Here is a 23,693-nt window from a genome sequence, read left to right as displayed (position 1 = left end):
GGTCACCATTCCGCGAAAGAGCCGTCGGGGTGCCGCCACACGGGGTTACGCCAGGCGTGCCCGCTCCGGTCGGCCGCGCGTACGGCCGCCTCGTCCAGGGTGATGCCGAGGCCGGGGGCGTCGTTGCGGCGGGCGTGACCGTCGACGAACCGGAACGGTTCGGGGTCGGCGAGGTAGGAGAGGAGGTCGGCGTCCTTGTTGTAGTGGATGCCGCGGCTCTGCTCCTGGATGAGGAAGTTCGGGGTGGCGAAGGCGATCTGGAGGCTGGCGGCGAGGGCGATGGGACCGAGGGGGCAGTGCGGGGCGAGCTGGGCGCCGAAGGTGTCGGCCAGTGCGGCGATCCGGTGCACCTCGGAGATGCCGCCCGCGTGCGACAGGTCGGGCTGGGCGACGGCGATCCCTGCGGTGAGGACGGGCAGGAACTCACCGCGGGAGTAGAGGCGTTCGCCGGTGGCCAGCGGCACCGGGCCGGCGGTCACGAGGCCGGGCAGCAGGTGGTTGTGCTCGGGGAGGACCGGCTCCTCCACGAACAAGGGGTGCAACGGCGTCACCTCGGCGAGGGCGCGGCGGGCGCTGGCGGCGGTGAAGCGGCCGTGGAAGTCGACGGCGACGTCCCGGTCGGGGCCGAGCACCTCCCGGGCCACCGCGACCCGGGCGACGACGGCCGCCGTCTCGGCCGGGGTGGTGATCGGTGAGGTGGCCCCGGCGGCGTTCATCTTCACCGCCGTGAACCCGGCCTCCACCTGGGCCGCTATCTGGTCGGTCAGCTCGGCGGGCTCGTCACCTCCGACCCAGGCGTAGACCCGGACGCGTTCGCGGACGGGCCCGCCGAGCAGCGCGTGCACGGGGGCGCCGTAGGTCTTGCCGGCGATGTCCCACAGGGCCTGGTCGAGGCCGGCGACCGCGCTGGAGAGCACGGGGCCGCCGCGGTAGAAGCTGCCCTTGGTGAGCACCTGCCAGTGGTCCTGGATGCGCAGCGGGTCCTTTCCGAGAAGGTGTTCGGCCAGGACGTCGACGGCGGCGCGGACCACCTCGGCGCGTCCCTCCACGACGGGTTCGCCCCAGCCGACCACGCCGTCGTCGGTCTCGATCCGGCAGAACAGCCAGCGCGGCGGTACCAGGAACGTCTCAATGCGGGCGATCTTCACTTGCCGCCGGTGCCTTTCGTGTCGTCGGGGCCGTCGATCCGGTCCACGTCGCGCCCGGCCTGTTCGAGGAGGGCGTGCATGGCGGCTTCGGCGGCCCGCGGGTCCTGGTCGCGTACGGCGTCCAGGACGGCGCGGTGGGCGGGAACCGGGTCCTCGCTGTGCGGGGAGCTGTGGACCAGGCGGTCGCGGTGGGCGAGGCCGGACTCGATCACCATCTCCATGCGTTCCAGCAGCTCGTTGTGGGTGGCGGCGAGCAGGGCACGGTGGAAGGCGAGGTCGGCCTCGACGGCGTGGACCGGGTCGGTGTCGTGCTCCCCCATCGCCGCGAGGGCGGCGTCCAGGGCCGCGAGGTCGTCGTCGGTGCGGCGCTCGGCGGCGAGGCGGACGGCGGCCGGCTCGATGATGGCCCGCACCTCGGCGAGGTTGCGCAGCAGCGCCCGGTCGGTCTCGCCGGCGCCGCCCTCGAACTGCCAGCGCAGGACGTCGGCGTCGAGAAGGTTCCAGTCCGCGCGGGCCCGGACGAAGGTGCCGCGCTTCTGCCGGGCGTCGACCATGCCTTTGGCGGCCAGCACCTTCAGGGACTCGCGCAGGGCGGTGAGGCTGACGTCCAGTTCGCTCTGCAACGCCACCAGGTCGAGCGTGGCCCCCTCGGGGATCTCGCCGCCCAGGATGCGGCGGGCCAGCGCCTCCACCGTCTGGCCGTGCACGCCGCGGCGGGCGTAGGGCGTCATGTCGTACAGCCTTTCTCTCGGGATGCGCACGGGTCGGACGGGTCCGGATGCGCACGTGTCGGACGAGTATGACCGGGTGCGCACGGGTCGCGTGAGCGGACGGCGGTGGTCATGCGGACGCCTTGGTGACGCTCCAGCCCCCGTCGACGACGAGGTGCGCGCCGGTGATGAAGGAGGCCTCGTCGGCGCCGAGGAAGGCGATGGCCGCGGCGACCTCCTCGGGGGCGCCGAAGCGGCGGGCGGCGGTCGCGGCGACGCTCAGCTCGCGTTCCTCGGGCGGCACCCGGTCCCAGGCCGCCGTCAGCACCGGTCCCGGCAGGACGGCGTTGACGCGCACCTCGGGACCGTACTCGACGGCGAGTTGGCCGCACAGGGAGAGCAGCGCGCCCTTGGAGGCGGCGTAGGCGGGATGGCCAGGGATGCCGGCGTGGGCGTGGACGGAGGAGGTGAGCACGACGGCTCCCCGACGGGAGCGGAGGTCGGGCAGGGCCGCCCGGAAGCCGAGGAAGGCGGCGGTGACGTTGACGGACAGCTGTCGCTGCCAGGAGGCGAGGGTCATCTCGTGGGCCGGGGTGACGTCGACGGTGTAGGCGTTGCTGACCAGCACGTCGACGGGCCCGTAGGCGTGGGCGGCGGAGACGATCCGCTGCCAGTCCCGCTCGGCCGAGACGTCGGCGGGCACGAAGTGAGCCCGGCCACCATCCTGGGCGATGCGTGCGGCCACGGCCTCGCCGGGTTCCTCGGCGATGTCGGCCAGGATCACGGCGGCGCCCTCCTGAGCGAGGCGTTCGGCTGTGGCGGCCCCGATGCCGGAGGCGGCTCCGGTGATCACGGCCGTGCGGCCGGTGAAGCGGGCGCCGTGCCGTCGTGCGGGATCCATGGGGCGGGGCTCCTTGTCGTCTGGGTGGCTTGCGGCGTGCGGTTGGAGGGCTAGTGCCGTGTCAGGACGACCAGGTCGGCGTCGTGGTCGGCGGTCCACGCGCAGGGCAGCCCGTAGTGCAGCAGATGGGCGCCGCTGTACGTGGTCGCGGTGGCGGCGTCCCGGTAGGCCGCCGTGGGGTTCAGGCCGCGCAGTCGCAGCCGGGCGGGGCGGCCCGGTACGAGCGGGGCGCCGTCGAGCGGGCCGGTGTTGAAGGCGGCTACGACGGTACGGCGTCCGTCTGGGGCGTCGTACTGCACTCCGCAGGTGGCGTCCCCGAGGGAGCCGAGCAGGCGGGTGTCGCCGTGGTGGATGACGTCCCGGACCTCCTTGTACCGGGTGATCCATCCGGCTGCCTCGGCGCGCTGTCCGGGCGTCCAGGTCCGCAGGTCGGCGCCGATGCCGAGGACGCCGCACATGGCGGTGACGAACCGGAAGGCGAGGCTGCGCGGGCGGGGGTCGAAGACGCCCGGGGCGTCGGTGACCCAGGAGCTCAGCACGTGCGGGGCGTGGGCGTGCAGGAAGCCGTACTGGACGCGGAGCCGGTCCAGGGGCGCGGTGTTGTCGCTGGGCCAGACGACGTCGGTGCGCGCGAGGGTGGCGTGCTCGATCCGGCCGCCGCCGCCCGCGCAGCCCTCGACGGTGACGTGGGGGTGCGCGGTGCGCAGGTGGTCCAGGACGCGGAGGTAGCCGTGGACGTGCTCGGCGTCGAGGTCCAGCCGGTCCGCGGGGCCGGCGCCCGGCCGGCCGCGCTCGGTCGGCGGGCGGTTCATGTCCCACTTCAGGTAGTCGATGGCGTGGCCGGTCAGCAGCCGGTCGAGGGTGGCGAGGACGAAGTCCTGCACGTCGCCGCGGCCGAGGTCGAGCAGGAGCTGGTTGCGCACGCGGCGGGCCGGGCGGCCCTCGATCCGGTAGACCCACTCGGGGTGTTCGGCGTGCAGGCGGCTGCCGGGGCTGACGGCTTCGGGTTCGATCCACAGGCCGAAGTCCAGCCCGAGGGCGCGGACGTCGTCGACGAACCGGTCGAAGCCGTGCGGGAAGGCCACCGGGTCGGGGTGCCAGTCGCCCAGTCCCCCGGTGTCGTCGGCCCGGCCGGTGAACCAGCCGTCGTCCACCACGAACAGCTCCGCGCCGAGGTCCGCCGCCGCCTTGGCCAGCTCCAGCTGGCTCTCGGCGCCGACGTCGAATCCGGTGGCCTCCCAGGAGTTGTACAGGACCTTGCGGGGGCGGTCCAGGCGCTCGCCGGCGAGGCGGCGCTCGTAGCGGTGCCAGACGCGGGAGAGTCCGTCGAGTCCGTCCGGGCTGAAGGCGCAGGCGAGGCGGGGGGTGGTCAGCGTGTCGCCGGGAGACAGGTGTACCGCGCCCTCGTGCGGTACGCGTCCGGCACGGACGCGTACGGTGCCGCCGGGCTCGGCCTGCGCGGTGATGTGCCAGTTGCCGGGCCATTCCAGGGCGATGCCGTAGGCGGGGGCGGGGGCGTCGGGGGGTGCCGTCGCGTCCTGGACGGCGAGCCAGGGAGCGTATGCGTGGCCGGGCACACCCTGGGTGCTGCCCATCGTGAACGTGCCCCGGGTCAGGTCGAGTTGGGTGTGCTGGAACTCCTGGGACCACTGGCCGGTCAGGTACGTCAGCCGGGCGGCTGCGGTGACCGGGATGTTCACGGCGGCGGAGTCCAGCCGTTCCAGCCGCAGTTCCTCCTCGCCCGTGCAGGTCAGTTCGGTCCAGCGGTGCAGGACGTCGGTGCCGGGCACGGTGGCGTAGCACAGGGTGGTGCGCAGGCCGAGGAGGTCGTCGGTGAAGGTGAGCCGGAGCGTGCCGGGCTCCTCGTCGGCGCCCTCGAAGCTCCACCACACGCCGCGCTCGGAGCCGGGCCGGGCGGCGACGAGATCGGCGCCGGTGAACGGGCGCAGTCCGTGCGGCACGTACTCCGCGGGGGCGGCGTCCGCCGGGGTGATGAAGTGGGTGCGGTGGGACCAGTCCAGTGCCGACGGCCCGTCCTCGACGCCGTGCGGTCCCCAGGCGTGGAGTTCCGCCCAGGGGCCGTCCGGGGAGAGCCGGACGGTGTAGCTGGTGTGCTCGGTGCGCAGCGTCCAGCGCTGGTGCGGGGTCACTTCACCGCTCCGAGGTTGAGGCCGGCCACGAAGTGGCGCTGGAAGCGGAGGAAGACGGTTACGGTCGGTGCGGCGGCGATGACGGATCCGGCGGCGATCACGTTCCACATGGACACGTACTGGCCCTGGAGGCCGATCAGCGCGGCGGTGATCGGCATCTTGCTGTCGTTGCGCAGGACGGTGATCGCCCACAGCAGGTCGTTGAAGATCCAGGTGAAGGACAGCGCGCTGAGCGCGGCGAGCGCGGGCCGGGTGAGCGGGAGGATGACGCGCCAGAAGATCTGCCAGGGGCCGGCGCCGTCGACGACGGCGGCCTGCTGGATCTCGGCGGGGATCGCGCGCATGAAGCCGTGCAGGACGAACACGTAGAAGCCGACGCCGAAGCCGATCTGTACGCCGATCAGAGCGGGCAGGGTGTCGTAGATGCCCATCATCTCGCTGAGCCTGGAGACCGGGATGAGGAGGATCTGCGGGGGCAGCAGGTTGCCGCCGAGCATGAGCAGCAACAGGGAGCGGCGGAAGGGCATCTCGTAGCGGCTGAGGGCGAACGCCGCCATGGCGGCCAGGGCGAGGGTCGCCAGGACGCAGGGGACGGTGACGATCAGACTGTTGATCAGGGCGCGTTGCTGGCCGCCGTCGACCCAGGCCTGCCGGAAGTTGTCCAGCGTGAAGGAGCGGGGCCGGCTGCCGAGGCCGTGCGCGGCGATGTCGTTGAAGGACCGCAGGCTGGTGACCACGACCAGCAGGATGGGCAGCAGCCACAGGACGGCCAGGGCTCCGGCGCCCAGGTGGAAGCCGGCGGTGGCGGCCCGCCGGCGGCGCAGCGCGCGGGCTGATGTGTGCGGGTCCACGGCGGACATCAGTCGGCCTCCCGGAAGGCTCGGACCAGGTAGGAGGCGATGACCCCGAAGGCCAGCAGGAAGATGACGACGGCCAGGGCGGAGCCGTATCCGAGGCGCAGGGACTGGAAGGCGGTGGAGTACATGTACGTGCTCAGCAGTTCGGAGGAGTGGTAGGGGCCGCCGCGGGTCAGGGACCAGACCACGTCGAAGGAGCGCAGCGAGTCGATGACGATGACGGACAGCACGACGGCGTTGACGCTGCGCAGCTGCGGGAGTGTCACATGACGGAGGCGCTGCCAGCGGCCGGCGCCGTCGACCTTGGCCGCCTCGTAGAGTGCCGGGTCGATGCCTTTCAGGCCGGCGAGGTAGAGGACCATCACGTAGCCGATCTGCCGCCACAGGGCGGGCACGATCACCGCGTACAGGGCGGTGTCCTGGTCGGCGAGCCAGGCGTGGCGCAGGCTGTCCAGGCCGGCGGCCTCCAGGACGCGGTTGAGCACACCGTCGGGCTGGTAGATGGCCTGCCAGACCAGGGCGGTGGCCACCAGGGAGAAGACGACGGGCAGGAAGAGGGCCGCGCGGTAGAAGCCGATGCCCCGGCGTTCCTGCTGGAGCAGCAGGGCGGCGGCCAGGCCCAGTAGCGCGGACAGGCCGCCGAAGAGGACCAGCCACAGGACGGTGTGGCCGGCGGCGCTGCGGAAGACGTCGTCGCCCGCCATCTCGCGGAAGTTGCCCAGGCCGACGAACGTCGGCGCGGAGACGCCGTCCCAGCTGGTCAGGGCGAGGTAGAAGCCTTGCAGCGCGGGCCAGAAGACCCAGACGGCCTCGACGAGCAGGGGGACGAGGACGAAGGCGAGGACCAGCGGGGGTGTGCGGCGAGGGCCCCGGGCCCGGCTGCCCCGGGGCGGCGCCGGGACCGGGGACTCGCGGTGCGGGGCGGTCAGGACGGCCATGTCAGGCGTTCCAGATCTTCTCGGCGTCGCGCTGCCAGTCCCGGAGGATGCCGCCGATCTCCTTCGGCCTGGCGATGAACTTCGTGAGCGCGGTGTCGGCGGTGGGCTGGAGGGCGTCGCTGGAGTCGCGGTTGAAGAACTGGGTCAGCTCGGCCGCCCGCCCGATGTGCTCGCGGCCCTTCTTCACCAGCGCCGTGCCCGCGTCCTCCGCCTCGGGGTTGCAGGGCAGGACGGTTCCGGACGAGCCCTTGACGTAGATCTCCTGCGCCTCGGCGGTGGCGAGGTACTTCATCAGGTCGAAGACCTGGTCGCGGCGTCCGCTGCGGGCGCTGGCGAAGTAGCCGTCGGTCGGGGCCTCTTCGGCGAGAGGGATCTTGGGGTCGATGACGGGGAAGGGGAAGAAGTCGATGTCGTCGAGGGCGTTCCTGGGGGCGGCGTCGGCGAAGAAGGTGCCGATGAGCATCATGCCGGTGCGGCCGTTGAGCAGGGCGGTGCTGGCGTCCTGGAAGGCCACGGCCGTGCCGTCGGGGTCGAAGTACGGCAGCACCTCCTGCCAGCGGTCGAAGACCTTGCGCACCTCGGGGTCGTCGAAGCGGCGCTTGCCCGCGAGGAGTTGGCGGTGGTAGGCGGCGCCGTTGATGCGGATGTCGAGATAGTCGAACCACGCCGAGGCCACCCAGGGGGTGTTGCCCCCCGCGCCGAGTCCGATCGGTGTCACGCCCTTGGACTTGAGCTTGTCGCACAGGTCGAGGAACTCGTCCCAGGAGGCCGGCGCGCTCACGCCCCACGTGGCGAACTTCGACTTCCGGTAGAACATGCCCCACCAGTAGTAGGTGGTGGGGACGAAGACCTTCTTGCCGGAACTCGCGGTGCACAGGCTGTCCAGCGCCTTCGAGTACCGCTTGAGGTCGGGCGACGCGTTCCAGACGTCGTCAAGGTCCAGGAGCAGGTTCTTCTTGGCGTAGGTGTCCGCCACGGAACCGGGGTACCAGGTGTACACGTCCGGCGGATTGGCCGAGGTCAGGTAGGTCGGCAGCTGGGTGCGGAAGGTCTCCGCGGCCACCGTGTTCAGATGGGCGCGGCCCTCGCCCTTCTTGGCGTAGGCAGCGACAAGGTCCTCCATCGCGGCCTTGGCCTGCGGTGCGGACAGGTTGGACTGGAGGGTCACCGGGCCCTTGGAGGAGGTCTTGGCGGAGGAGGCGGAGGTGACGCAGCCGCTGAGCAGCGCTGTCGCTCCGGCGGCTCCGAGTCCGGCGAGGAAGTGCCGACGGCCGGTCAGGTGGTTCGTCATTCAGGCTCCCTGTGGATCCGCGCGGCGGGGCCGGCCCCTCTGACGGCCGGGCCCCGTACGCGGCGGATCCAGAGTCGCGTGGCGATCCCGCCACGTCAATATTAATTACTAATTTATTTGAACTGGGTTCTGTGGACGTAGCCGTCCACGCCGCGGAACACCGCGTCAACCGACCCGTCCGGGCCCGAGACCGCGCCGAGCGAGCCCTCGAAGGCCGCGCTGGGGAACTCCTCGCGCTTGGTCCAGCCCCGCCACGCGCCGCCGTCGTACCGCTGCTGCCACAGGGTGTAGTCACCCGCCCGCGCGTACAGCACCACGGCGTCCCCCACGGCGACGAGCGTTGGGCTGCCGCTCACCGTGCCGCCGAGCGAACTCCACGGCGACCACCGTCCCGACCCGTCCCGCGAACTGGTCCAGACGTCGTCCGCGGCGGTGCGTACGGCGACGTGGACACGCCCGTCCGCGTCGACGACCGCGGACGGCCTGCCGTACACCGGCCGGTCGTCGGGCGCGCCGAGTGACGACCAGTCGGACGAGGGTCCGCGCTGCACGACGCTCCCGTCGCCGCCGCGCGCGACGAGGGTCCAGTGCGCGGGATCGGTGAAGGCCACGGTCGGCGCGTCGGTCAGGCGTCCGCCCAGGTCCTGCCAGTCGCCCCAGCGCCCGCCGGAGAAGATCCTGCGGTAGGCGCGGTCGTCGGTTCCGCGGACGAAGACGTCGATACGGCCGCCGGCGGAGGCGTAGGCTGCCGGCTGGCCGAGGATCCGTCCGCCGGCCGGGCCCGCGAGGTCCCTGGTCCGCGACGGACGCGTGCCGTCCGCCGTGTGCTGGACGAGTGTGCCACCCGGTCCGCGGAAGAAGGTGGTCAGCGCGTCGCCGTCGCGCACCACGGCCGGGCTCGCCGAGGCCTTCCGCCCGAGGCTGGTGCCGGGCAGCGCGTCCTGCCCGGTGAGCCTGAGGAACGCGGTGCCGTGGGCGGGGACCTCGACGGTGTACGACCCGGTGTGCGCGCCACGGTCGGCGCGTGCCCGCAGGTCGCGTACCTCGACGGATCCGCCGAGGGCGACGTCGGTGAAGCGCACCGTGCGCTCGGCCGGCCGGCCGGAGCGGTTGAGCAGGACGACCGCGCGCTCGCCGCGTCCGGCCAGGACCTTGCTGTAGACGTCACCTACGGAGTCCGTGGCGACCCGGACGCCCTGGATGCCGAGCGGGTCTTGGTCGACGGCGACGATCTCCGGGTTGCGCAGCGTCTCGATCATCGGCGGCGTCAGGGTACGCGGATCGGAACCGAGGACGAGCGGGGAGGCCATCTCGGCCCACATCACGAACTGGGTGGTGGACTCCTCCTGCGTCAGCTCCAGGGAGCCGTCGGTCATGCGGCGCATGGGGATCAGGTAGTCCGGGTCGTTGTAGTGACCGGGTCCCTGGGCCTCCGGGTGCCAGGCGTTGGCGTCCATGTTGCGCAGGATGTTGGGCCACTGCCCCGGACTCGGGGTGCCCCAGGCGATGTCGGTGCCGGTGCGCCAGGAGTCCGCGATCGTCGGGGCGTAGGCGTACGTGTTGTGCGCGTCCTGCTCGGGCGTATGCGGCAGGCCCCAGTCGTCGGTGAGCGGATTGCACAGGTTCAGCAGCATCTTCCGGCCCGACTTGGCGACGGCGTCGCTGAACTCCTTGAACGCCGGCCCCGGATCGAGCTTCTCGCCGATGCCGCACAGGAAGTCGACCTTGATCGCGTCGATCTTCCAGCCGGCGAACTGCCGTGCGTCCTCGGCGTAGTGGCCCCGGCTGCCGAGCCCGCAGCTCTTGCCGCCGTCGTAGGTACCGGCGTCGGTGTAGATGCCGGCCCGCAGGCCACGCTGATGGAGGTAGGTGACGAGGGCAGGGATGCCCGACGGGAAGCGATCCGGGTTGGCCACCAAGCGGCCCTGCGCGTCACGGGGGTTGTCGGCCTGCCAGCCGCCGTCGAGCCAGACGATGTCGTAACCGCTGTCGCGCAGACCGCTGCTGACCAGCTTGTCGGCGACCGCGCGCACCTCCTTCTCGGTGGGGGCGCCGAGGCCGTAGTACGTGTTCCAGCCCATGTAGGGCGAGGGGGCGAGACCGCTGTCGTAGTAGTCGGGCGCCCCCTGGTCCACCGCGGGGTCAGCCGTGGCCGGGGGGATCGCTGCCGTGGTGAGGACGACGGTGATCGCGGCGGCGAGGGCCAGCTTCGCGGACCGGTGGCGCGGGGGGCTGTGCGTGGGCGACTGGGAAGTCACTTGCCTCTCCCAGGGGTTGGGAAGCGGGAAGACGTGCGCCGGGCGCGTCCCTGCGGGAGGCCGACGTCACGGCGAAGACTGTGGCCCGTGACCGAAACCCTGTCAATATTAATTACTAATTTAGTATCACGCAGCGCGCCGAGTGAGGAGGCAGAGGCGAAGGCCCGCACCCTGCTGGAGCGCCTGGGCGCCACTGCGCACAACCCGCAGGCGGCCGCGCAGTGGCGGCGATCGCGGTCGCTCTGGACCACACGACCGCCGCGGCGCTGTACGACCCGAAGGACCCGTTCAACGAGGCGGTCGCCGCGCTCTACGTCCAAGCCGTCCACCCCGGCCGGTAACCACCGGCGCGCACCCGGCGGGGCGGGCCTCCGCCCCAGGGCGCACAGCAAGAAGGGGCCGCCGCCCCCAACCTCGCAGTCCTGACACACCCGGGCCAGGAGCGACGGTATCCACCGGGCGGCGAAAACACTGCCCGGATGCCCGGTCAACGAGGACCGCACGGGGAACTCGTCCCCGTCCCTGGAGTCGATGACACCAGCGAGCTGACGCGCGCCCGTTGGGCTGTTGGACTCGACCGTCCCGGCGGTGCGGCGGTTCAGCGGCGCACCCCGGCCGCTTTGATGGGACGCACCGACGCCGCGTTGAACGTGCTGATAGGGGCACCGCAGACCGCAGCCATCGCCGCCGGAGCCGGCTTGATCGCACTGGTGGACTACCGCTTCATGCTCGCCGTGATGGCGATCCTGATGGCTGCCTCGGCGCTCTACCTGACCACCCGCACCACCCGCCAGGATTCTTCGCGCGCATGGCGCACAAGCCCGGCGAAGAGGCACCGACAGCATCACCACCGCCGCCTTCCGTGCGGTCGTGGACCCTGGACGGCATGAGCGAGAGCACCGCGAAGACCTACCATCCCGGCGAGATCGTCCCCCGGTCCGGGATCTACGAGTGCGACGGCGGGCAACGCCACGAGAACAGCGCCGACGTCACGGGCCACCGCTTCCGGCCCCTGCACGACAGTTGCAGCGGCAGCGGCTGGAAACTGAAGACCGCCTCACACCCCAACCCCTGACATCCACCGCCGAAAACGGTAAGCACGACGCGTGAGCCGTGCGTCTGGCAGGGCTTCGCAGCAGTCGGCAGGCCGTCGGCGTGCCGTCGGTCCAGGATTCCTGGCCCACCCCCGCGAGGGTGGCTCAATCGGCCTGCGGCGGTCTCAGCAGTTCGCGCTGTAGCGGATGCATCCGGGTGGCGGGGTGTGCCTGTGGTCCCACTCGTGCTGCGCGGCCGTCAGCGATCCGGCCGCCAGGAGGGCAACCAGCAGGTGGGCGATCCCCGCCCAGCGGGCACGGAAGATCGCAGCGAGGACTGCCAGGGTGAGTACGACGATCAGCAGCACCCGTAACCGTCCGATGTGAGCGAGATCGGCGGCGTCGATCCGTGCTCGCTCGCCTTGCGCTGCCCATACCTGAAGACCGTGGCCGTATATCCAGTCCAGCACCATCCACGCGGTCTCGAGCAGGAACAGCGGGATGGCCAAGGCGAGATCCACGCCAGGGCGTGTTCGGCGCGACCAAGGGCGCCGACGTTCCGCGACTGGAGAAGTGTCGGTCATGGGTGGAGAGTGCCGTCGCCGGCGGGGATACGCATGAGTACCTGTACTCAGCTCTTCTTCGGTGGCGGGTCACGCTGTCTCGTGGTCCAGGCGGGTGAGCCCTTCGATGGAGTCCAGGCGGGCCTGCAGGGCTGGGCTGGGCGCGGGTGTGGTGGTGAACAACAGCACTGGCACCGAGGGGTGTTGCGGGGCGTAGAGGTTGTCTTCCTCGTCGTCGCCGGGGATCGGGTTGGGCTGGATCTCGATCCGCTCGTTGCGGGTGCCGGCGAGGTGGTAGACGCCCCGGTAGTCGCTGTCGCGCTCGGTGAAGACCAGCCCGAGGCGGTCGCCGACGAGCCGGACCAGCTCGCTCACGGTGTGGGTAGTGGTGCCGTAGGTGTGGTGATCGGTCATGGTGCGCCAGAGCATATGCCGCAGCGTCGTCGGAGGGCGTCCGGTTGGGAGTCATACGGGTCCGTAGACGGCAGCGGGGGCTCCAGTGAGAAGTGCCCAGTAGCGGTCCCCGTAGGACCAGTGCCACCACTCGCTCGGATAGTTGACGAAGCCCTCCTCCCGCAGACACCAGGCCAGCAGGTCGCGGTTGTCGCGCGCGGTCGACGACAGGCCCGGAGCATCGAAGGGACACCACCGCTCGTCGCCCGTGCGGTGTCCGTTCACCGCGCCGCCCATGTCCAGTTCCGCGCCATCGGCGTCGATGAGCGTGAGGTCCACTGCCGCGCCCGCGCAGTGCGGTGCCACCTCCACCGGAGAGACGAACGCGCTGGCCCGGCACCGCAGTTCTGCTTGGTCACTGATGCCCGTGCGGCGCAGGCGGTCCTCATAGAGTGCGAACCGACGGGCCTGCTCGGCCGGACTGCGATGGCCCTCGATCACAAGGAGCCCGATACCGGCAGGGAGTCTCTCGGAGGCTGCGCGCAGGCGTTGGAGCACGCCCGTCCTGACACGTCCGTACGCTCCGTGCTCGTCGCGTTCTCGCGAATCCAGCATGACTGTCGTAGCCGTGGCGATCTCCGCCAGGGGCTCACCGCACTCTGCCACCGGGATGCCGATCACTCGCGAATCGCTCAGCAAGATCATGCCGAGTGAGACTAGCCGCGCGACACGTCCTCGGCAGTCCCGGCTGGCCGTCCCCGGACGCCGGTCGGTACGCCCCGGTGCGAGGGGGCCATCACAGGGACCCGCACAGCCGACGGGCGTCGAGGAGCGCGGCGTGGACGTTGCGGTGGGCCACCGCGTCACCGATGCGGAACGGCTGGTAGGCACCGCCCTCATGGGTCACCCGGTCCTGTGGCCGGCCCGCGGCCAGTGCGGTCACGTCGGTCTCGCCGAGGTTGCGGGAGCACGCCCGCAGCTGGTGGTAGAGGTCGTCGGCCGGGGTGGTGCCGTGTTCGACGACGACCTGGTCGACGGTCCGCTCGCACACCGCGTCGGTGTAGGCGTTGGCCAGCGTGGCCACCAGCGCGCCGCCCTCGCGGCGGACCGCGCGCAGGAGATGGTCCGGGGTCAGCACCGTGCCGTGTGCGTACAGGGCACGCAGGTAGTCCGGGTAGAGGGTACCGGTCACATCGGCGCCGACCGTCCGGTCGGGGGTGACGAGCTCCACGTGCGCGCCGGCGGTGGTCAGGTGCTCAGCCGCGGTCAGGGCCTGCTCCCCGCCGTGGTCGTCGAAGATCAGTACCCGGTGGCCCGGCCGGGGCCTGCGGCCGAGTACATCCCACGTCGAGTCGACCAGTTCCTCCCCGTTCTGGACCACGGCGGTGTCGGGGAGCCCGCCGGTGGCCACCACCACGACGTCGGGCCGCAGGGCGAGGACGTCGGCGGGTTCCGCGAGACAGCCGCGTCGGACGGTCACTCCCAGGTGCTCCACCTCCTTGGCCAGCCAGTGGACGATGCCGGCCTTTTCGGCGTGCCGTGGGGTGCGCGCGGCGAGGATCACCTGGCCGCCGAGCCGGTCGGCGGCCTCCAGCAGCGTGACCTGGTGACCGCGTGCCGCGCAGACGCGGGCGGCCTCCAGTCCCGCCGGACCGCCGCCGACCACGACCACCCGTCTGGCGGCCGGTGCGGGGCCGACCAGCTGTGGGATCACCTCTTCCCGGCCGGTGGCGGGGTTGTGCAGGCAGAAGGTCTCCACGCGGGAGGCGCAGTAGGTGGCGCCGACGCAGGGGCGGATGCGCTCCTCCTGTCCGGCGAGGAGTTTGGCCACGATGTGCGGGTCGGCGATGTGCGCCCGGGTCATGCCGACCATGTCGGCGTGACCGCCGTCGATGGCGTGCCGGGCGGTGGGCAGGTCGGCGATCCGGCCGGCGTGGAAGATCGGGATGCCGCCGGCCGCCTCGCGGATCGCGGCCGCCACCGGGAGGTGGGCGCCCAGCGGCCGACCGAAGACGGGGATGACCTCGGCCAGTTCGCGGTCGGTGCTGCCGGAGCCGTAGACGACGGACAGGAAGTCGAGCTTGCCGGTACCGGCCATGGCCATCGCGATGTCGGCGCAGTCGGCGGCTGTGAGGCCGTCGGCCACGCCCTCGTCGCCGGGGACACGCATGCCGACGACGAAGTCGTCGCCGACCTGTCTGCGGACCTCTTCGAGCACCATGTGGCCGAAGCGCAGCCGGTTCCGCAGGGTTCCGCCGAACTCGTCCGTGCGGTGGTTGGTCCGCGGCGACCAGAACTGGTCGATCAGGTGGCCGGCCATGGCCGCGATCTCGATGCCGTCCAGGCCGCCCTCGCGTGCCTTTCGCGCGGCCGTGCCGTAAGCCGTGACGATCCGGTCGATGTCGAAGCGCTCGATCTGCTTGGGGAAGCTGCGGTGGGCCCGCTCGCGCACCGGGGACGGGGCGAGGGCGGGCAGCCACTGGTCGATGTCCCACTTGGAGCGCCGGCCTAGGTGGGTGAGCTGGATCATGATGGCGGTCCCGTGCCGGTGCACCCGGCCGGCGATGGAGCGGTAGAACGGCAGAATGGCGTCGTCCCCGGCGTTGATCTGGTCGAAGACGTTGGCGGAGTCCGCCGCGACGTTGCTCGAACCCCCGATGATCGTCAGGGCGATGCCGCCCTTGGCCTTCTCCTCGTGGTACAGCTCGTACCGCAGGCCCGGCACGCCGCCGTCAAGGTAGCCGGACGGCGCGTGTCCGGTGCTGTAGATCCGGTTCTTGAGGGTCAGGTTGTTGATCCGCAGGGGTTGCAGAACGGGGTCGTTGACACGCACGGGGCTGGACTCCTTCGCCGGATCGATGGGGGCAACGGGTGTGGGGTCAGGGCAGGCGTACGGCCTGGCCGGTGTGGGCGCTGATACGGGCGGCGTCCAGCACGGTGGCGGTCTCGACCGCGTCCCATGGAACGACGGGCACCGCACCGGTGCCGCGGACCACCGCGGCGAAGGCGGGGTAGAACAGGTCCCACGCGCCACGGGCGGACGGCACGGGCTCGGCGTGCGCTCCGCGCAGCACCTGTCCCCAGTGGTCCTCGCGCTCGGTACCCCAGCGGTCGCCCTCCGATGCCGGGCTGCGCCCGCGACCAGCAACGCCTCCTGCCCGTCCATCCGGTCCACGACGTAGGTGCCCGAGGTGCCGGTGGCCCGGACGCGCGGGCCCGGGGCACCCTGGCGCCAGCTTCCCCACAGGTGTGACGGCGCGCCGCTGTGGTGCGTCAGCGTGATGAAGACGTCGTCGTCGAGGCCGCCTGCCTCGTCGCGGTTGGTGCGTCCGCGCGTACACCCGCTGAACGGGCCCGGACAGTACGAGCGCCTGGTCGAGCAGGGTGCCGCCGCCCGCGGCGGGCGGGCCCGGCTCGGGCTCGAAGCGTTCGCAACGTGACTCGAACCGGATCAGCGTGCCCAGCCTCCGGTCGTCGACCGACTGCCGCAGCGTGCGGAAGTCCGAGTCCCGCCGCCGATTCTGATAGACCGTCAGCGGAACACCGAGCCGGTCCACCAACCATACGGTCTCCCGCGCCGACTCCGCGTCGAGCGCGAACGGCTTGTCGCAGACCACCGCCAGGCCCAGCTTCAGCGTCTGCCGCGCCAGTGCCACGTGGGTGGCCGCCGGAGTGGAGATCGCGACCGCCTCGGCGCCGGCCCGGGCCAGCTCCTCGAGCGAGGCGTACGTCGGCCGGCCCAGGTCCTGGGCGACCTGGGCGCGGCGCTCGGGCGAAGTAGTGACCACCCCGAGGAACGCACAGTCCCGCGCGGAGTCGATCGGCGGCGCGTGGAAGTGTCGGCCGCCGAAGCCGCAACCGACCAGGCCGATGCGCACAGGCGTGGTCATGCGTTGTCCTTCCTGTGCTGGGACAGGGGTCAGCGGAAGCGGCCGGGCCTGAACGCGGCCAGCAGCGGGCTGCGCTCGCCGGTGGTGATCTCGTCGGCGAGCAGTTCGCCGGCGATGAGGGCGAGGGTCGCGCCGCTGTGCGTGAACGCGACGAACAGGCCCGGGACCTCATCGAGTTCACCGAGGACCGGCTCGCCGTCGCCGGGAATCGGCTTGCGGCCCACGCCGTATGAGTCCAGCTCCAGCCGCGGATCGCCGGCCAGCACCGCCGTCGCCTCGCGCAGCAATTGCTCGACGGTGGAGTCCTCGACCTCGTAGCTGCCGTCCCCGTGGTCGACCACCTCGGCCGCCGAGGCATCGGAGTCCATCACCAGCGCCCCGCCCGGCGCGGGCCGCAGCGCCACACGCGGGGTGTTCAGCGTGGCGCGCAGGGCCGTGTCGACCGGCTTGGTGCGTACCAGCAGAGCTCGCGGCGTCGCGTCCGGGATCCGGGCCCCGTAGGGGCGCACCATGCGCGGTACGTCGGCGCCCGTCGCCAGCAGGACCGCGTCGACGTCGATCCGCTCCCCCGCGCCCGTGCGCACCGCGACCGCCCGGCCGCCTTCGACGACCACGTCGGCGGCGCCGCCACCGGCGCGGATCACACCGCCGGCCTCGGTGAACACACCGGCGAGGTGCCGGACGAGCGCGACCAGATCCACCCAGCCCTCACCGGGGTTGAAGATGGCGCCCTCCTCGGGGACCGCGGCCGGGTTCACGCCGGGCGCCCACCGCGGGACCTCCTCCCGGGTCAGCCACACGGCGTCGTAGCCGTTGCGCCGCATGTGCTCGAACGCCACGCGGTGCGAAGCCTCACCCGGCGCCGCCCAGGTCAATCCGCCGTCGAACCTCAGGAAGTCGGAGGACGGCACGCGGGTGGCGAAGGTGCGGTAGCGGTCGATGCCCAGGACCCGCAGGTGGTGGTAGGCCTCTGAGCGCATGCCGCCGAAGGAGTTGAGCCAGGACAGAGAGCGGCCCGACGCCCCGTCGGCCAGTTCGGACTCGGTGACCAGGACGACCTGTGCTCCGCGGAGGGCGAGCCGCGTCGCGGTCGCCACCCCGATGACACCGCCGCCCAGGACGGCGACGCGGGGGCGGGAAAGGGAAGTACGCATGGAGAGACCTCTCGGTGTTCATGAGAAGGGCATGGACGAGACGCCCGGGGCACGGCGCTTGCTCGTGGGTCGGGTACGGTGCCCCGAAGGTGTTCCGGCCGACGACGCGGGTGCCGTATGTCAGCCGGGGGTCGCGGTACGTTACGCGATCAGCCGGGGCCGGAGCGGCTCAGCCGGAATGCTCGCGCACGCCGTGGCTGTGCTCGGCGGTGCTGGAGCGGACGACCAGTTCGGTCGGCAGCACGATCCGCTCTGCCGGGCGGTCGTCGCCCTTGATCCGCTCGAAGAGGCGCACCGCGGCGGCGCGGCCCATGTCCAGCGGTGACTGGGCCACCACGGTGAGCGGCGGATCGACGAGCGTGGTCCAGTCCAGGTCGTCGAAGCCGACCAGGGAGACGTCCGCTGGGATCGCCAGTCCACGCCGGCGTGCCGCCATGAACAGGCCCTGCGTGGTGACGTTGTCGGTGGCGAAGACGGCCGTGGGCGGCTGCGGCTGCGTCAGCAGGGCCTCCGCCCTCCGCTGGGCCTGTGCCGCGTCGCTGAGCGGCGTGTACTGGATCAGCTCGGCCGAGGAGGTCGCCCGATGGTCGTCCACGGCCGCCAGGTAGCCCCGGATACGGTCGATGGACGGGCGGGCGGCGCCCCGGACCGTCAGCCGCCCGGTGCCGGTCCGCGCCACCAGTTCCGGGCCCTCCGCGGGGTCGACGCACGCGAGCAGACCGACCCGGCGGTGGCCGAGGCCGAGCAGGTGCGCGACCGCCTGATACGCCGCCGCCTCGTTGTCGATCACCACGCTGTCGGCTTCGAGCGCACCGATGTGCCGATCGAGCAGGACGATCGGCACGCCGAGTTCCTTCGCCCGCTCCAGGTGGGCGACGTCGGTGACCGAGGTCGGCGCCACGACGATGCCCTCGACCTGCTTGTCCAGCAGGACGCTGACCGCGGCGCGCTCCACCTCCAGCCGGTCGTCGCTGTTGGCGAGGATCGGCTCGTAGCCCTGTTCGCGGGCGACGTCGCAGATGCCACGCATCGCGGTGGCGAAGTAGGGGTTGGAGATGTCGGCGCCGACGAACCCGATGCTGCGCGTGCCACCGGAGCGCATGCTGCGCGCCACGGCGTTGGGTGAGTATCCGAGCCGTTCTGCGGCCGCCTGCACCTGCTCGCGCAGGTCGTCCCTGACCCGACCGTAGTTGCCCAGCGCACGGCCGGCCGTGGCCACCGAGACACCCGCCTCGCGGGCCACGTCGGCCACCGTCGGACGCCTGCGCCCCGGTGCGGCTCCCGTGCCGGCCGACATCACAGCACCTGCGACAGGAACGTCTTCAGCCGCGGCGAGGAGGGCGCGTCGAAGATCTGCTCGGGCGGCCCGGACTCCACCACGACTCCCGCGTCCATGAACACCACCGTATCGGCGACCTTCCGGGCGAACCCCATCTCATGGGTCACCACGACCATGGTCATGCCGCCCCGGGCCAAGTCTGCCATCAATTGGAGGATGCCCTTGACCAGTTCGGGGTCGAGCGCGCTGGTGACCTCGTCGAAGAGCATCACCTGCGGCTCCATGGCCAGGGCCCGCGCGATGGCGACCCGCTGCTGCTGACCGCCGGACAGCTGGGTCGGACGGTGTCCCGCGCGGTCGGCCAGGCCCACGTCCCGCAACCGCTGCCGGGCGATGGCCTCCGCCTGTTCCTGCGGCATCTTCTTCACGTGCCGCAGCGCGAGCATGATGTTCTGCGCCGCGGTCTTGTGCGGGAACAGGTTGAAGTGCTGGAAGACCATGCCGACCCGCTGGCGCAGCACGTTGACGTCCATCGTCGAGGTGTCCTCGCCGCCCAGCAGGATCCGGCCCGCCGAGCGGGTCTCCAGCCCGTTCAGGCAGCGCAGCAGCGTCGACTTGCCCGAACCGGACGGGCCGATGACGCACACCACCTCGCCGGCCGGGGCGAGGAGGTCCGCGCCGCGCAGGACCTCGACCGGCCCGAACCTCATCCGCACGTCGCGGGCTTCGAGCGAGGTCCCCTCGTAGCGGTGCGAGTGGGAGGGGGCCGCCACATCCGGCGTCGTCATACCAGCGCCTCTTTCGGGTCCACGAGCGACGGTTCGTCGGTTGCCGGGGCCGGGCGGGAGCCTTCGCGCAGCCGCCGGTCGATGGAGTTGACCAAGTGGGTCAGCGGGACGGTCAGCAGCAGGTAGCACAGTCCCGTGGCCAGCAGCGGGGAGAGGTTGCCGGTCGTCATCGCGTCGTCCTGACCGATGCGGAACAGCTCCCGCTGGCTGGTGACCAGGCCCAGGAAGTAGACCAGGCTGGAGTCCTTGATGATGGCGATGAACTGGTTGACCATGGCCGGCAGGACCCTGCGCACGCCCTGCGGGACCACCACCAGGCGCAGCGCCTGGCCGTGGGTGAGCCCGAGGGCCCGGCACGCCTCCCCCTGCCCCTTGTCCACGCTCTGGATGCCCGAGCGGAAGATCTCGCCGATGTACGCACCCGACATCAGGCTCATCGCCACGATGGCCACCGGGTACGGCGAGGTCAGCCAGCTGACCTGCGCGGAGAACACCCCTTCGCCGACGATGAGGATGGTCAGGGCCGCAGGAAGACCCCGGAAGAGGTCGGTGTAGATCCGGGCGGGCAGACGCAGCCACCAGCGGTGCGACAGGCCCATGACCGCCAGGACCATGCCGATGACGCTGCCCAGCAGCGCGGAGGCCACCGCGAGGACCAGGGTGTTGCGCAGCCCGTAGGTGAGCAGGTCCGGCAGCACCTGGCCGATCAATCGCCAGTCGAAGAAGTTGTGCAGGAACGCGTTCATGGCTACCCCTTGGGGGTGTAGGGGGGCAGCTGACTGCCGGTGGGCACCGGGTCCTGCGGGAAGTACTCCTTGTACAGCTTCAGCCAGGTGCCGTCGTCGACCAACTGCTGGAGCGCACCGTCGAGTTCGCCGGCCAGCTCGGTGTTGCCCTTGCGGACCGCCCAGCCGGCGGGGAAGTCGGTGGCCGGAAGGGTGATGGGCTGCTTCAGGTGCAGGTCCGGGTACTTCTTGACGATGCCGAGGTTGGGTCCGAAGTCGTTGAAGAATCCGGCGACCCGGTTGTTCTTCAGCGCCAGGTCGGCGGAGTTGTCGTCGGGGAACCGGACGATGTCCGCGCCCGGCAGGAACGTGCCGGCGTTGGCATCCTCGATGGACCCCTGCAGTACGGCGATCCGCTTGCCCTTCACGCTCGCGACGGAGGGGGTGATCCCGCTGTCCGGCTTGGTCAGGACGCCGAAGTAGCCCGCGAGATAGCCTTCGGAGAAGTCGACCATCTTCTTGCGCGGCGCGGTGATGCCGATCGCCGCGGCGGCCACGTCGAACTGCCGGTTGCTGACCGCCGGCAGCAGCGCCGAGAAGTCCAGGGACACGATCTGCGGCTCCAGCTTGAGCTCGCGCGCGGCTGCCGAGATGAGATCGACCTCGAAGCCGGTCAGCTTGCCGTTCTCCTCGTAGGCGTATGGCTTCATGTTGTTCGAGGTTCCGATCTTCAGTACGCCCGCTCGGCCGACCCCTTGTGCCTGCCCTCCGGAGCCCGCCCCCGTGGGCGTCTCCCCGGAACCGCAGCCGGTTACCGCAAGCAGCAGCAGGGCCACCGCGGCAACCCCTCTCTTCGCTGGACGGGCCTTCCCCATAACTCCTCCATGCATGCCGAGACACTCGCGCGTGTGCTTGAGGTCCGGATCCGACTGGCCGACCCGGACGAGAGGACAGGTGGGACGGATGCCGACGGGGCCGAAGCGATGACACGTGCAGCACGTCCCTACGCCGCGAGAGAACGTTCTCTCATCGCGGAGTGAGAGAACGTTCTCACCGGCTGTCGCGAGCGTCAATACCTTCGTCCGGAAACCTGGGGACAGAGGGCGCGGCCTGTTCGAGGAGGGCCGGCACGCCGACCGTTTCTGGACCGTACGAACCGGAACCGTGGGCCTCGATCTGCACGTGCCCGGCCGCAAGGCGCCGTCGTAGAGTCGCTCGGGCACGGCGAACTCGTCGGCGGGTCCCGGCACTTCCCGCGGGTAGCGCCCTCCGCAGGGAAGCGTCCGTCGCTTCCACGCCCTCGGGGAAAGATCACCGAGGCCTTTCCCGAGCGGCAAACCCAGCAGACCGCGGCAGCTGCCCTGCCCTCAAGCCGAGTACCGGCGCGCCCGGCGGCGCGGCCACGGAGCGGCGGCCGCTCGACCTGACCGAACGATGCCAGAGGGTGACAGTCCCGGACGCGCCCGGGGCCGCCGGGCGGGGTGCCGCCACCGACCTGCCCTGTCACGAGCGACGTCAACGCCAACCTCCACCACCATGGCGACCTCACGAGGGTGACGTGCGCACTCTCGCGCGATCCCCACCCGCGCTGAACGCTCAGCCAGCGCCAGGGTGGTCCCCGGTGGGGATGAAAAGCCCGGCGGCGTGGCCCGCGGTCTGCGAGAGCGTCACGCTGCGCCCGCCGCACCGGAGACGCCCGTCGGTGCCGTGGCGTTCCCAGCAGCAGAGCGCAGGGAACAAGCACGTCACAAGAGCGGCCGTCTGCCCGCGCTCAAGCCGCAACGGCAGCGCCCCTCGAGAGCCGTATGTCGGTGCGTCGGCGGCCGGATTGTCGGGGCGGGCCGGTGGTGGGCACATTGATCGTCTGCATCGGGCGGACCGGTGAGGCATCAGATGCCGGGCCCCTGGAACCCCGGCCTTCAAGCGACGCATCGCCGGACTGCGCCACCCCATCGTGACGAGCGCACTCACCCGAAAGCGAGTAACAGCCCGGCCCGCCAATCGGCCCGGTGAACAAGCGGCTGCGGCCGCTGCGGGCTGTCCGTCGCTCTGACGCTCCACACCGCGACTTTCCCGCCCGCACCCCGGCGCCTCTGGGTGGACCCCGGCACGGTGACCCGGTACTCCGGTGGCAGGGCGGTCCACGGCTACGTCGTCCACAGTGCGCCGAACCCCGCGGGCGCTGGCCCGCACCCGTATCTCCGAAGGCGCCCACGAGGGCGTACAGCAGCAGCGTGACTGCTGCGAGAGGCGTGCGCCGGCCCTCTCAGCGGTCTTGCCTCTGGCATCGGGAGCGGGTGCGCTGCGGGGCACGGCGAGAAACGTCGTGCGGACCTGGGCTCGTGCTCGCTGTCGGCGGGGCCGGCGGCGGGTGAGGGGAAGCCGCCCGGAACGACCGGCCGGGCGGCCGGGGCGGATGCGGCGCCGGAGCCCAGAGTCGGAGCTGTCGGCTCACCGGTTCCAGCCTGCTGTGCCCGAGTGGCCTTGGCGAAGCCGCCTGACGCGCTGGGGCGCCAAGCAGCACGGTGGCCTGGTCTACTGCCGGAAGACTTCCACCCGCTGCAGCTCGACGTCCGAGTTGGGGCGGTCCTGCGTGGTGGGAACGTGGGCGATCGCGTGGACGACGTCCTGGCCACTGACGACCTGACCGAAGATGGTGTGCTTGCGGTTCAGGTGGGGGGCCGGTCCCTCGGTGATGTACCACTGGGAGCCGTTGGTCGCGGGGCCGGAGTTGGCCATGGCCAGCACGCCCGCCCCGCTGTGGTGCAGTTCGGGGTGGAACTCGTCGGGGAACGTGTAGCCCGGGCCGCCTGTTCCCCAGCGTGAGGCCGTGTCCTTCGTACGGGTGAGGGGGTCTCCGCCCTGGATCATGAAGCCGGGGATGACCCGGTGGAAAAGCGTGCCGTCGTACAGCGGCGTGCCCTTCATCGACTCACCCGAGACAGGATCCTTCCAGTCGATGGTGCCCGTCGCCAGGCCGACGAAGTTCTTGACCGTGCTGGGGGCCCGGTATTCCTCGAGGCGGACCACGATCTCGCCGAGAGAGGTGATCATACGGGCATGGAGCTGTCCGCTTCCAGGCACGTCGATGCTGGGGAATTCCACAGTCGCAGGTCCTTCCGGGTCAGGCGGGCAGAATGCCCACGGCGTGCGTGCCGGCGATACCAGCGTGGTGCGGGCATCGCCGAGTTGAACGGTACCCGCAAGATCAACCAGAGGTGGTGCCCGTATGTCATCGCCACCTCACCCCGTCTCACGCGACCCGGCGGGGCCGACCCGGCAGCCGGGTTTCCAGGGCGGGGGGCTGCCGGCCCCGACGGCAGCGGCACAGTGGTCGCGGTCCTCGGCTGGTTCCGCGACGTGCTGGGTGAAGAGGCGGCGCAGGCCGCGGCCCGCGACGGAACGTCGGTCGAGGAGGCCCTCGGCCGGCAGGGGCGGTTCCACATCACCATCACCGGCTCTTCGGCTGACCACATCGGTCACGGGTTCAGCTGACCTGGACGACAGCCGCATGTGCCCGTCCGGCCGCGCGTCCACGGGCACCGGCGGCCGCCCTTCGCCGCGGTCGTGGGAGCGCGGACCGTTCGCCGGCCGCTCACCTCACCTGCGGGCCT

At 71.5% G+C, this 23,693-nt stretch carries 22 protein-coding genes; 3 read left to right on the top strand and 19 right to left on the bottom strand.

Annotated elements, in window-relative coordinates; genetic code table 11:
* Positions 1–2: 2 nt before the first annotated feature.
* From dgoD to ACZ5DC_RS37715, 8 genes are all read right to left on the bottom strand, one after another.
* Positions 3–1,148, bottom strand: coding sequence for a galactonate dehydratase (gene dgoD / locus ACZ5DC_RS37750; protein ID WP_468660531.1), 1,146 nt, complete (start codon positions 1,146–1,148; stop codon positions 3–5).
* Positions 1,145–1,879: a FadR/GntR family transcriptional regulator gene (locus ACZ5DC_RS37745; protein WP_468660529.1), complete on the bottom strand. Its 735-nt coding sequence runs from the start codon at positions 1,877–1,879 to the stop codon at positions 1,145–1,147. The genes dgoD and ACZ5DC_RS37745 overlap by 4 nt, the downstream gene beginning before the upstream one ends.
* 109 nt (positions 1,880–1,988) lie before the next feature.
* Entirely contained in the window at positions 1,989–2,759 is a 771-nt protein-coding gene (locus tag ACZ5DC_RS37740; RefSeq protein ID WP_468660527.1) for an SDR family NAD(P)-dependent oxidoreductase, read from the bottom strand.
* Between the two features lie 50 nt (positions 2,760–2,809).
* On the bottom strand, positions 2,810–4,909 hold the full coding sequence (locus tag ACZ5DC_RS37735; protein WP_468660525.1) for an alpha-galactosidase: 2,100 nt from the start codon (positions 4,907–4,909) through the stop codon (positions 2,810–2,812).
* Positions 4,906–5,769, bottom strand: a complete 864-nt coding sequence (locus ACZ5DC_RS37730; protein ID WP_468660523.1) for a carbohydrate ABC transporter permease — start codon at positions 5,767–5,769, stop codon at positions 4,906–4,908. Before ACZ5DC_RS37730 ends, ACZ5DC_RS37735 begins: the two co-directional genes overlap by 4 nt.
* Positions 5,769–6,704, bottom strand: coding sequence for a carbohydrate ABC transporter permease (locus tag ACZ5DC_RS37725; protein WP_468660521.1), 936 nt, complete (start codon positions 6,702–6,704; stop codon positions 5,769–5,771). Before ACZ5DC_RS37725 ends, ACZ5DC_RS37730 begins: the two co-directional genes overlap by 1 nt.
* 1 nt (position 6,705) lies before the next feature.
* Positions 6,706–7,995 carry an ABC transporter substrate-binding protein gene (locus ACZ5DC_RS37720; protein ID WP_468660517.1) on the bottom strand — a complete coding sequence of 430 codons (1,290 nt, stop codon included), beginning with the start codon at positions 7,993–7,995 and terminating at the stop codon, positions 6,706–6,708.
* Positions 7,996–8,108: 113 nt separating this feature from the next.
* Positions 8,109–10,253 (bottom strand): DUF8189 domain-containing protein, encoded by a 2,145-nt coding sequence (locus ACZ5DC_RS37715; protein ID WP_468660513.1) that lies wholly within the window; start codon positions 10,251–10,253, stop codon positions 8,109–8,111.
* Positions 10,254–10,876: 623 nt separating this feature from the next.
* Between ACZ5DC_RS37715 and ACZ5DC_RS37710 the strand changes: the two genes are divergently transcribed.
* Both ACZ5DC_RS37710 and ACZ5DC_RS37705 read left to right on the top strand, forming a co-directional pair.
* Positions 10,877–11,143: a hypothetical protein gene (locus ACZ5DC_RS37710; protein WP_468660511.1), complete on the top strand. Its 267-nt coding sequence runs from the start codon at positions 10,877–10,879 to the stop codon at positions 11,141–11,143.
* Entirely contained in the window at positions 11,140–11,328 is a 189-nt protein-coding gene (locus ACZ5DC_RS37705) for a hypothetical protein (RefSeq protein WP_468660509.1), read from the top strand. Before ACZ5DC_RS37710 ends, ACZ5DC_RS37705 begins: the two co-directional genes overlap by 4 nt.
* Before the next feature lie 144 nt (positions 11,329–11,472).
* Here the strand turns inward: ACZ5DC_RS37705 and ACZ5DC_RS37700 are convergent, their stop codons facing one another.
* The 11 genes from ACZ5DC_RS37700 to ACZ5DC_RS37650 all read right to left on the bottom strand — a co-directional run bounded on the left by ACZ5DC_RS37700 (position 11,473) and on the right by ACZ5DC_RS37650 (position 23,133).
* A complete protein-coding gene (locus ACZ5DC_RS37700) occupies positions 11,473–11,871 on the bottom strand; it encodes a DUF6234 family protein (RefSeq protein ID WP_468660507.1) in 399 nt (132 codons plus the stop codon).
* 69 nt (positions 11,872–11,940) lie between these two features.
* The gene (locus ACZ5DC_RS37695; RefSeq protein ID WP_468660505.1) at positions 11,941–12,264 is read right to left on the bottom strand and encodes a hypothetical protein; all 324 of its coding nucleotides are present in this window, start codon (positions 12,262–12,264) and stop codon (positions 11,941–11,943) included.
* 51 nt (positions 12,265–12,315) lie between these two features.
* Positions 12,316–12,948, bottom strand: a complete 633-nt coding sequence (locus ACZ5DC_RS37690) for a M15 family metallopeptidase (protein ID WP_468660503.1) — start codon at positions 12,946–12,948, stop codon at positions 12,316–12,318.
* A gap of 91 nt (positions 12,949–13,039) precedes the next feature.
* Positions 13,040–15,076, bottom strand: a complete 2,037-nt coding sequence (locus ACZ5DC_RS37685) for an oxidoreductase (RefSeq protein WP_468660501.1) — start codon at positions 15,074–15,076, stop codon at positions 13,040–13,042.
* Positions 15,077–15,122: 46 nt separating this feature from the next.
* On the bottom strand, positions 15,123–16,133 hold the full coding sequence (locus tag ACZ5DC_RS37680) for a Gfo/Idh/MocA family protein (protein WP_468660499.1): 1,011 nt from the start codon (positions 16,131–16,133) through the stop codon (positions 15,123–15,125).
* Positions 16,134–16,162: 29 nt separating this feature from the next.
* On the bottom strand, positions 16,163–17,287 hold the full coding sequence (locus tag ACZ5DC_RS37675; RefSeq protein WP_468660497.1) for an NAD(P)/FAD-dependent oxidoreductase: 1,125 nt from the start codon (positions 17,285–17,287) through the stop codon (positions 16,163–16,165).
* 169 nt (positions 17,288–17,456) lie between these two features.
* Positions 17,457–18,584 carry a LacI family DNA-binding transcriptional regulator gene (locus tag ACZ5DC_RS37670; RefSeq protein ID WP_468660495.1) on the bottom strand — a complete coding sequence of 376 codons (1,128 nt, stop codon included), beginning with the start codon at positions 18,582–18,584 and terminating at the stop codon, positions 17,457–17,459.
* Positions 18,584–19,354: an amino acid ABC transporter ATP-binding protein gene (locus ACZ5DC_RS37665; RefSeq protein WP_468660493.1), complete on the bottom strand. Its 771-nt coding sequence runs from the start codon at positions 19,352–19,354 to the stop codon at positions 18,584–18,586. The genes ACZ5DC_RS37670 and ACZ5DC_RS37665 overlap by 1 nt, the downstream gene beginning before the upstream one ends.
* Positions 19,351–20,100 (bottom strand): amino acid ABC transporter permease, encoded by a 750-nt coding sequence (locus tag ACZ5DC_RS37660; protein WP_468660491.1) that lies wholly within the window; start codon positions 20,098–20,100, stop codon positions 19,351–19,353. Before ACZ5DC_RS37660 ends, ACZ5DC_RS37665 begins: the two co-directional genes overlap by 4 nt.
* 2 nt (positions 20,101–20,102) lie before the next feature.
* Complete coding sequence (locus ACZ5DC_RS37655; protein ID WP_468660489.1) at positions 20,103–20,954, bottom strand: ABC transporter substrate-binding protein; 852 nt, start codon at positions 20,952–20,954, stop codon at positions 20,103–20,105.
* A 1,660-nt stretch (positions 20,955–22,614) separates the two neighbouring features.
* Positions 22,615–23,133: a peptidylprolyl isomerase gene (locus tag ACZ5DC_RS37650; RefSeq protein ID WP_468660487.1), complete on the bottom strand. Its 519-nt coding sequence runs from the start codon at positions 23,131–23,133 to the stop codon at positions 22,615–22,617.
* Between the two features lie 6 nt (positions 23,134–23,139).
* Between ACZ5DC_RS37650 and ACZ5DC_RS37645 the strand changes: the two genes are divergently transcribed.
* Positions 23,140–23,574, top strand: a complete 435-nt coding sequence (locus ACZ5DC_RS37645; protein WP_468660485.1) for a hypothetical protein — start codon at positions 23,140–23,142, stop codon at positions 23,572–23,574.
* Positions 23,575–23,693: the final 119 nt, after the last annotated feature.

It is taken from the genome of Streptomyces sp. NPDC031445 (assembly GCF_055581365.1).
This window is presented reverse-complemented; position numbering and strand designations above follow the sequence as displayed.

Bases quoted from the DNA above. Each gene is read 5' to 3' on its own strand.
- ACZ5DC_RS37745 (WP_468660529.1), bottom strand. From the start codon at position 1,879: ATGACGCCCTACGCCCGCCGCGGCGTGCACGGCCAGACGGTGGAGGCG.
- ACZ5DC_RS37740 (WP_468660527.1), bottom strand. From the start codon at position 2,759: ATGGATCCCGCACGACGGCACGGCGCCCGCTTCACCGGCCGCACGGCC.
- ACZ5DC_RS37730 (WP_468660523.1), bottom strand. From the start codon at position 5,769: ATGTCCGCCGTGGACCCGCACACATCAGCCCGCGCGCTGCGCCGCCGG.
- ACZ5DC_RS37725 (WP_468660521.1), bottom strand. From the start codon at position 6,704: ATGGCCGTCCTGACCGCCCCGCACCGCGAGTCCCCGGTCCCGGCGCCG.
- ACZ5DC_RS37720 (WP_468660517.1), bottom strand. From the start codon at position 7,995: ATGACGAACCACCTGACCGGCCGTCGGCACTTCCTCGCCGGACTCGGA.
- ACZ5DC_RS37710 (WP_468660511.1), top strand. From the start codon at position 10,877: ATGGGACGCACCGACGCCGCGTTGAACGTGCTGATAGGGGCACCGCAG.
- ACZ5DC_RS37705 (WP_468660509.1), top strand. From the start codon at position 11,140: ATGAGCGAGAGCACCGCGAAGACCTACCATCCCGGCGAGATCGTCCCC.
- ACZ5DC_RS37700 (WP_468660507.1), bottom strand. From the start codon at position 11,871: ATGACCGACACTTCTCCAGTCGCGGAACGTCGGCGCCCTTGGTCGCGC.
- ACZ5DC_RS37695 (WP_468660505.1), bottom strand. From the start codon at position 12,264: ATGACCGATCACCACACCTACGGCACCACTACCCACACCGTGAGCGAG.
- ACZ5DC_RS37690 (WP_468660503.1), bottom strand. From the start codon at position 12,948: ATGATCTTGCTGAGCGATTCGCGAGTGATCGGCATCCCGGTGGCAGAG.
- ACZ5DC_RS37680 (WP_468660499.1), bottom strand. From the start codon at position 16,133: ATGACCACGCCTGTGCGCATCGGCCTGGTCGGTTGCGGCTTCGGCGGC.
- ACZ5DC_RS37675 (WP_468660497.1), bottom strand. From the start codon at position 17,287: ATGCGTACTTCCCTTTCCCGCCCCCGCGTCGCCGTCCTGGGCGGCGGT.
- ACZ5DC_RS37670 (WP_468660495.1), bottom strand. From the start codon at position 18,584: ATGTCGGCCGGCACGGGAGCCGCACCGGGGCGCAGGCGTCCGACGGTG.
- ACZ5DC_RS37665 (WP_468660493.1), bottom strand. From the start codon at position 19,354: ATGACGACGCCGGATGTGGCGGCCCCCTCCCACTCGCACCGCTACGAG.
- ACZ5DC_RS37660 (WP_468660491.1), bottom strand. From the start codon at position 20,100: ATGAACGCGTTCCTGCACAACTTCTTCGACTGGCGATTGATCGGCCAG.
- ACZ5DC_RS37655 (WP_468660489.1), bottom strand. From the start codon at position 20,954: ATGGGGAAGGCCCGTCCAGCGAAGAGAGGGGTTGCCGCGGTGGCCCTG.
- ACZ5DC_RS37650 (WP_468660487.1), bottom strand. From the start codon at position 23,133: ATGATCACCTCTCTCGGCGAGATCGTGGTCCGCCTCGAGGAATACCGG.
- ACZ5DC_RS37645 (WP_468660485.1), top strand. From the start codon at position 23,140: ATGGAGCTGTCCGCTTCCAGGCACGTCGATGCTGGGGAATTCCACAGT.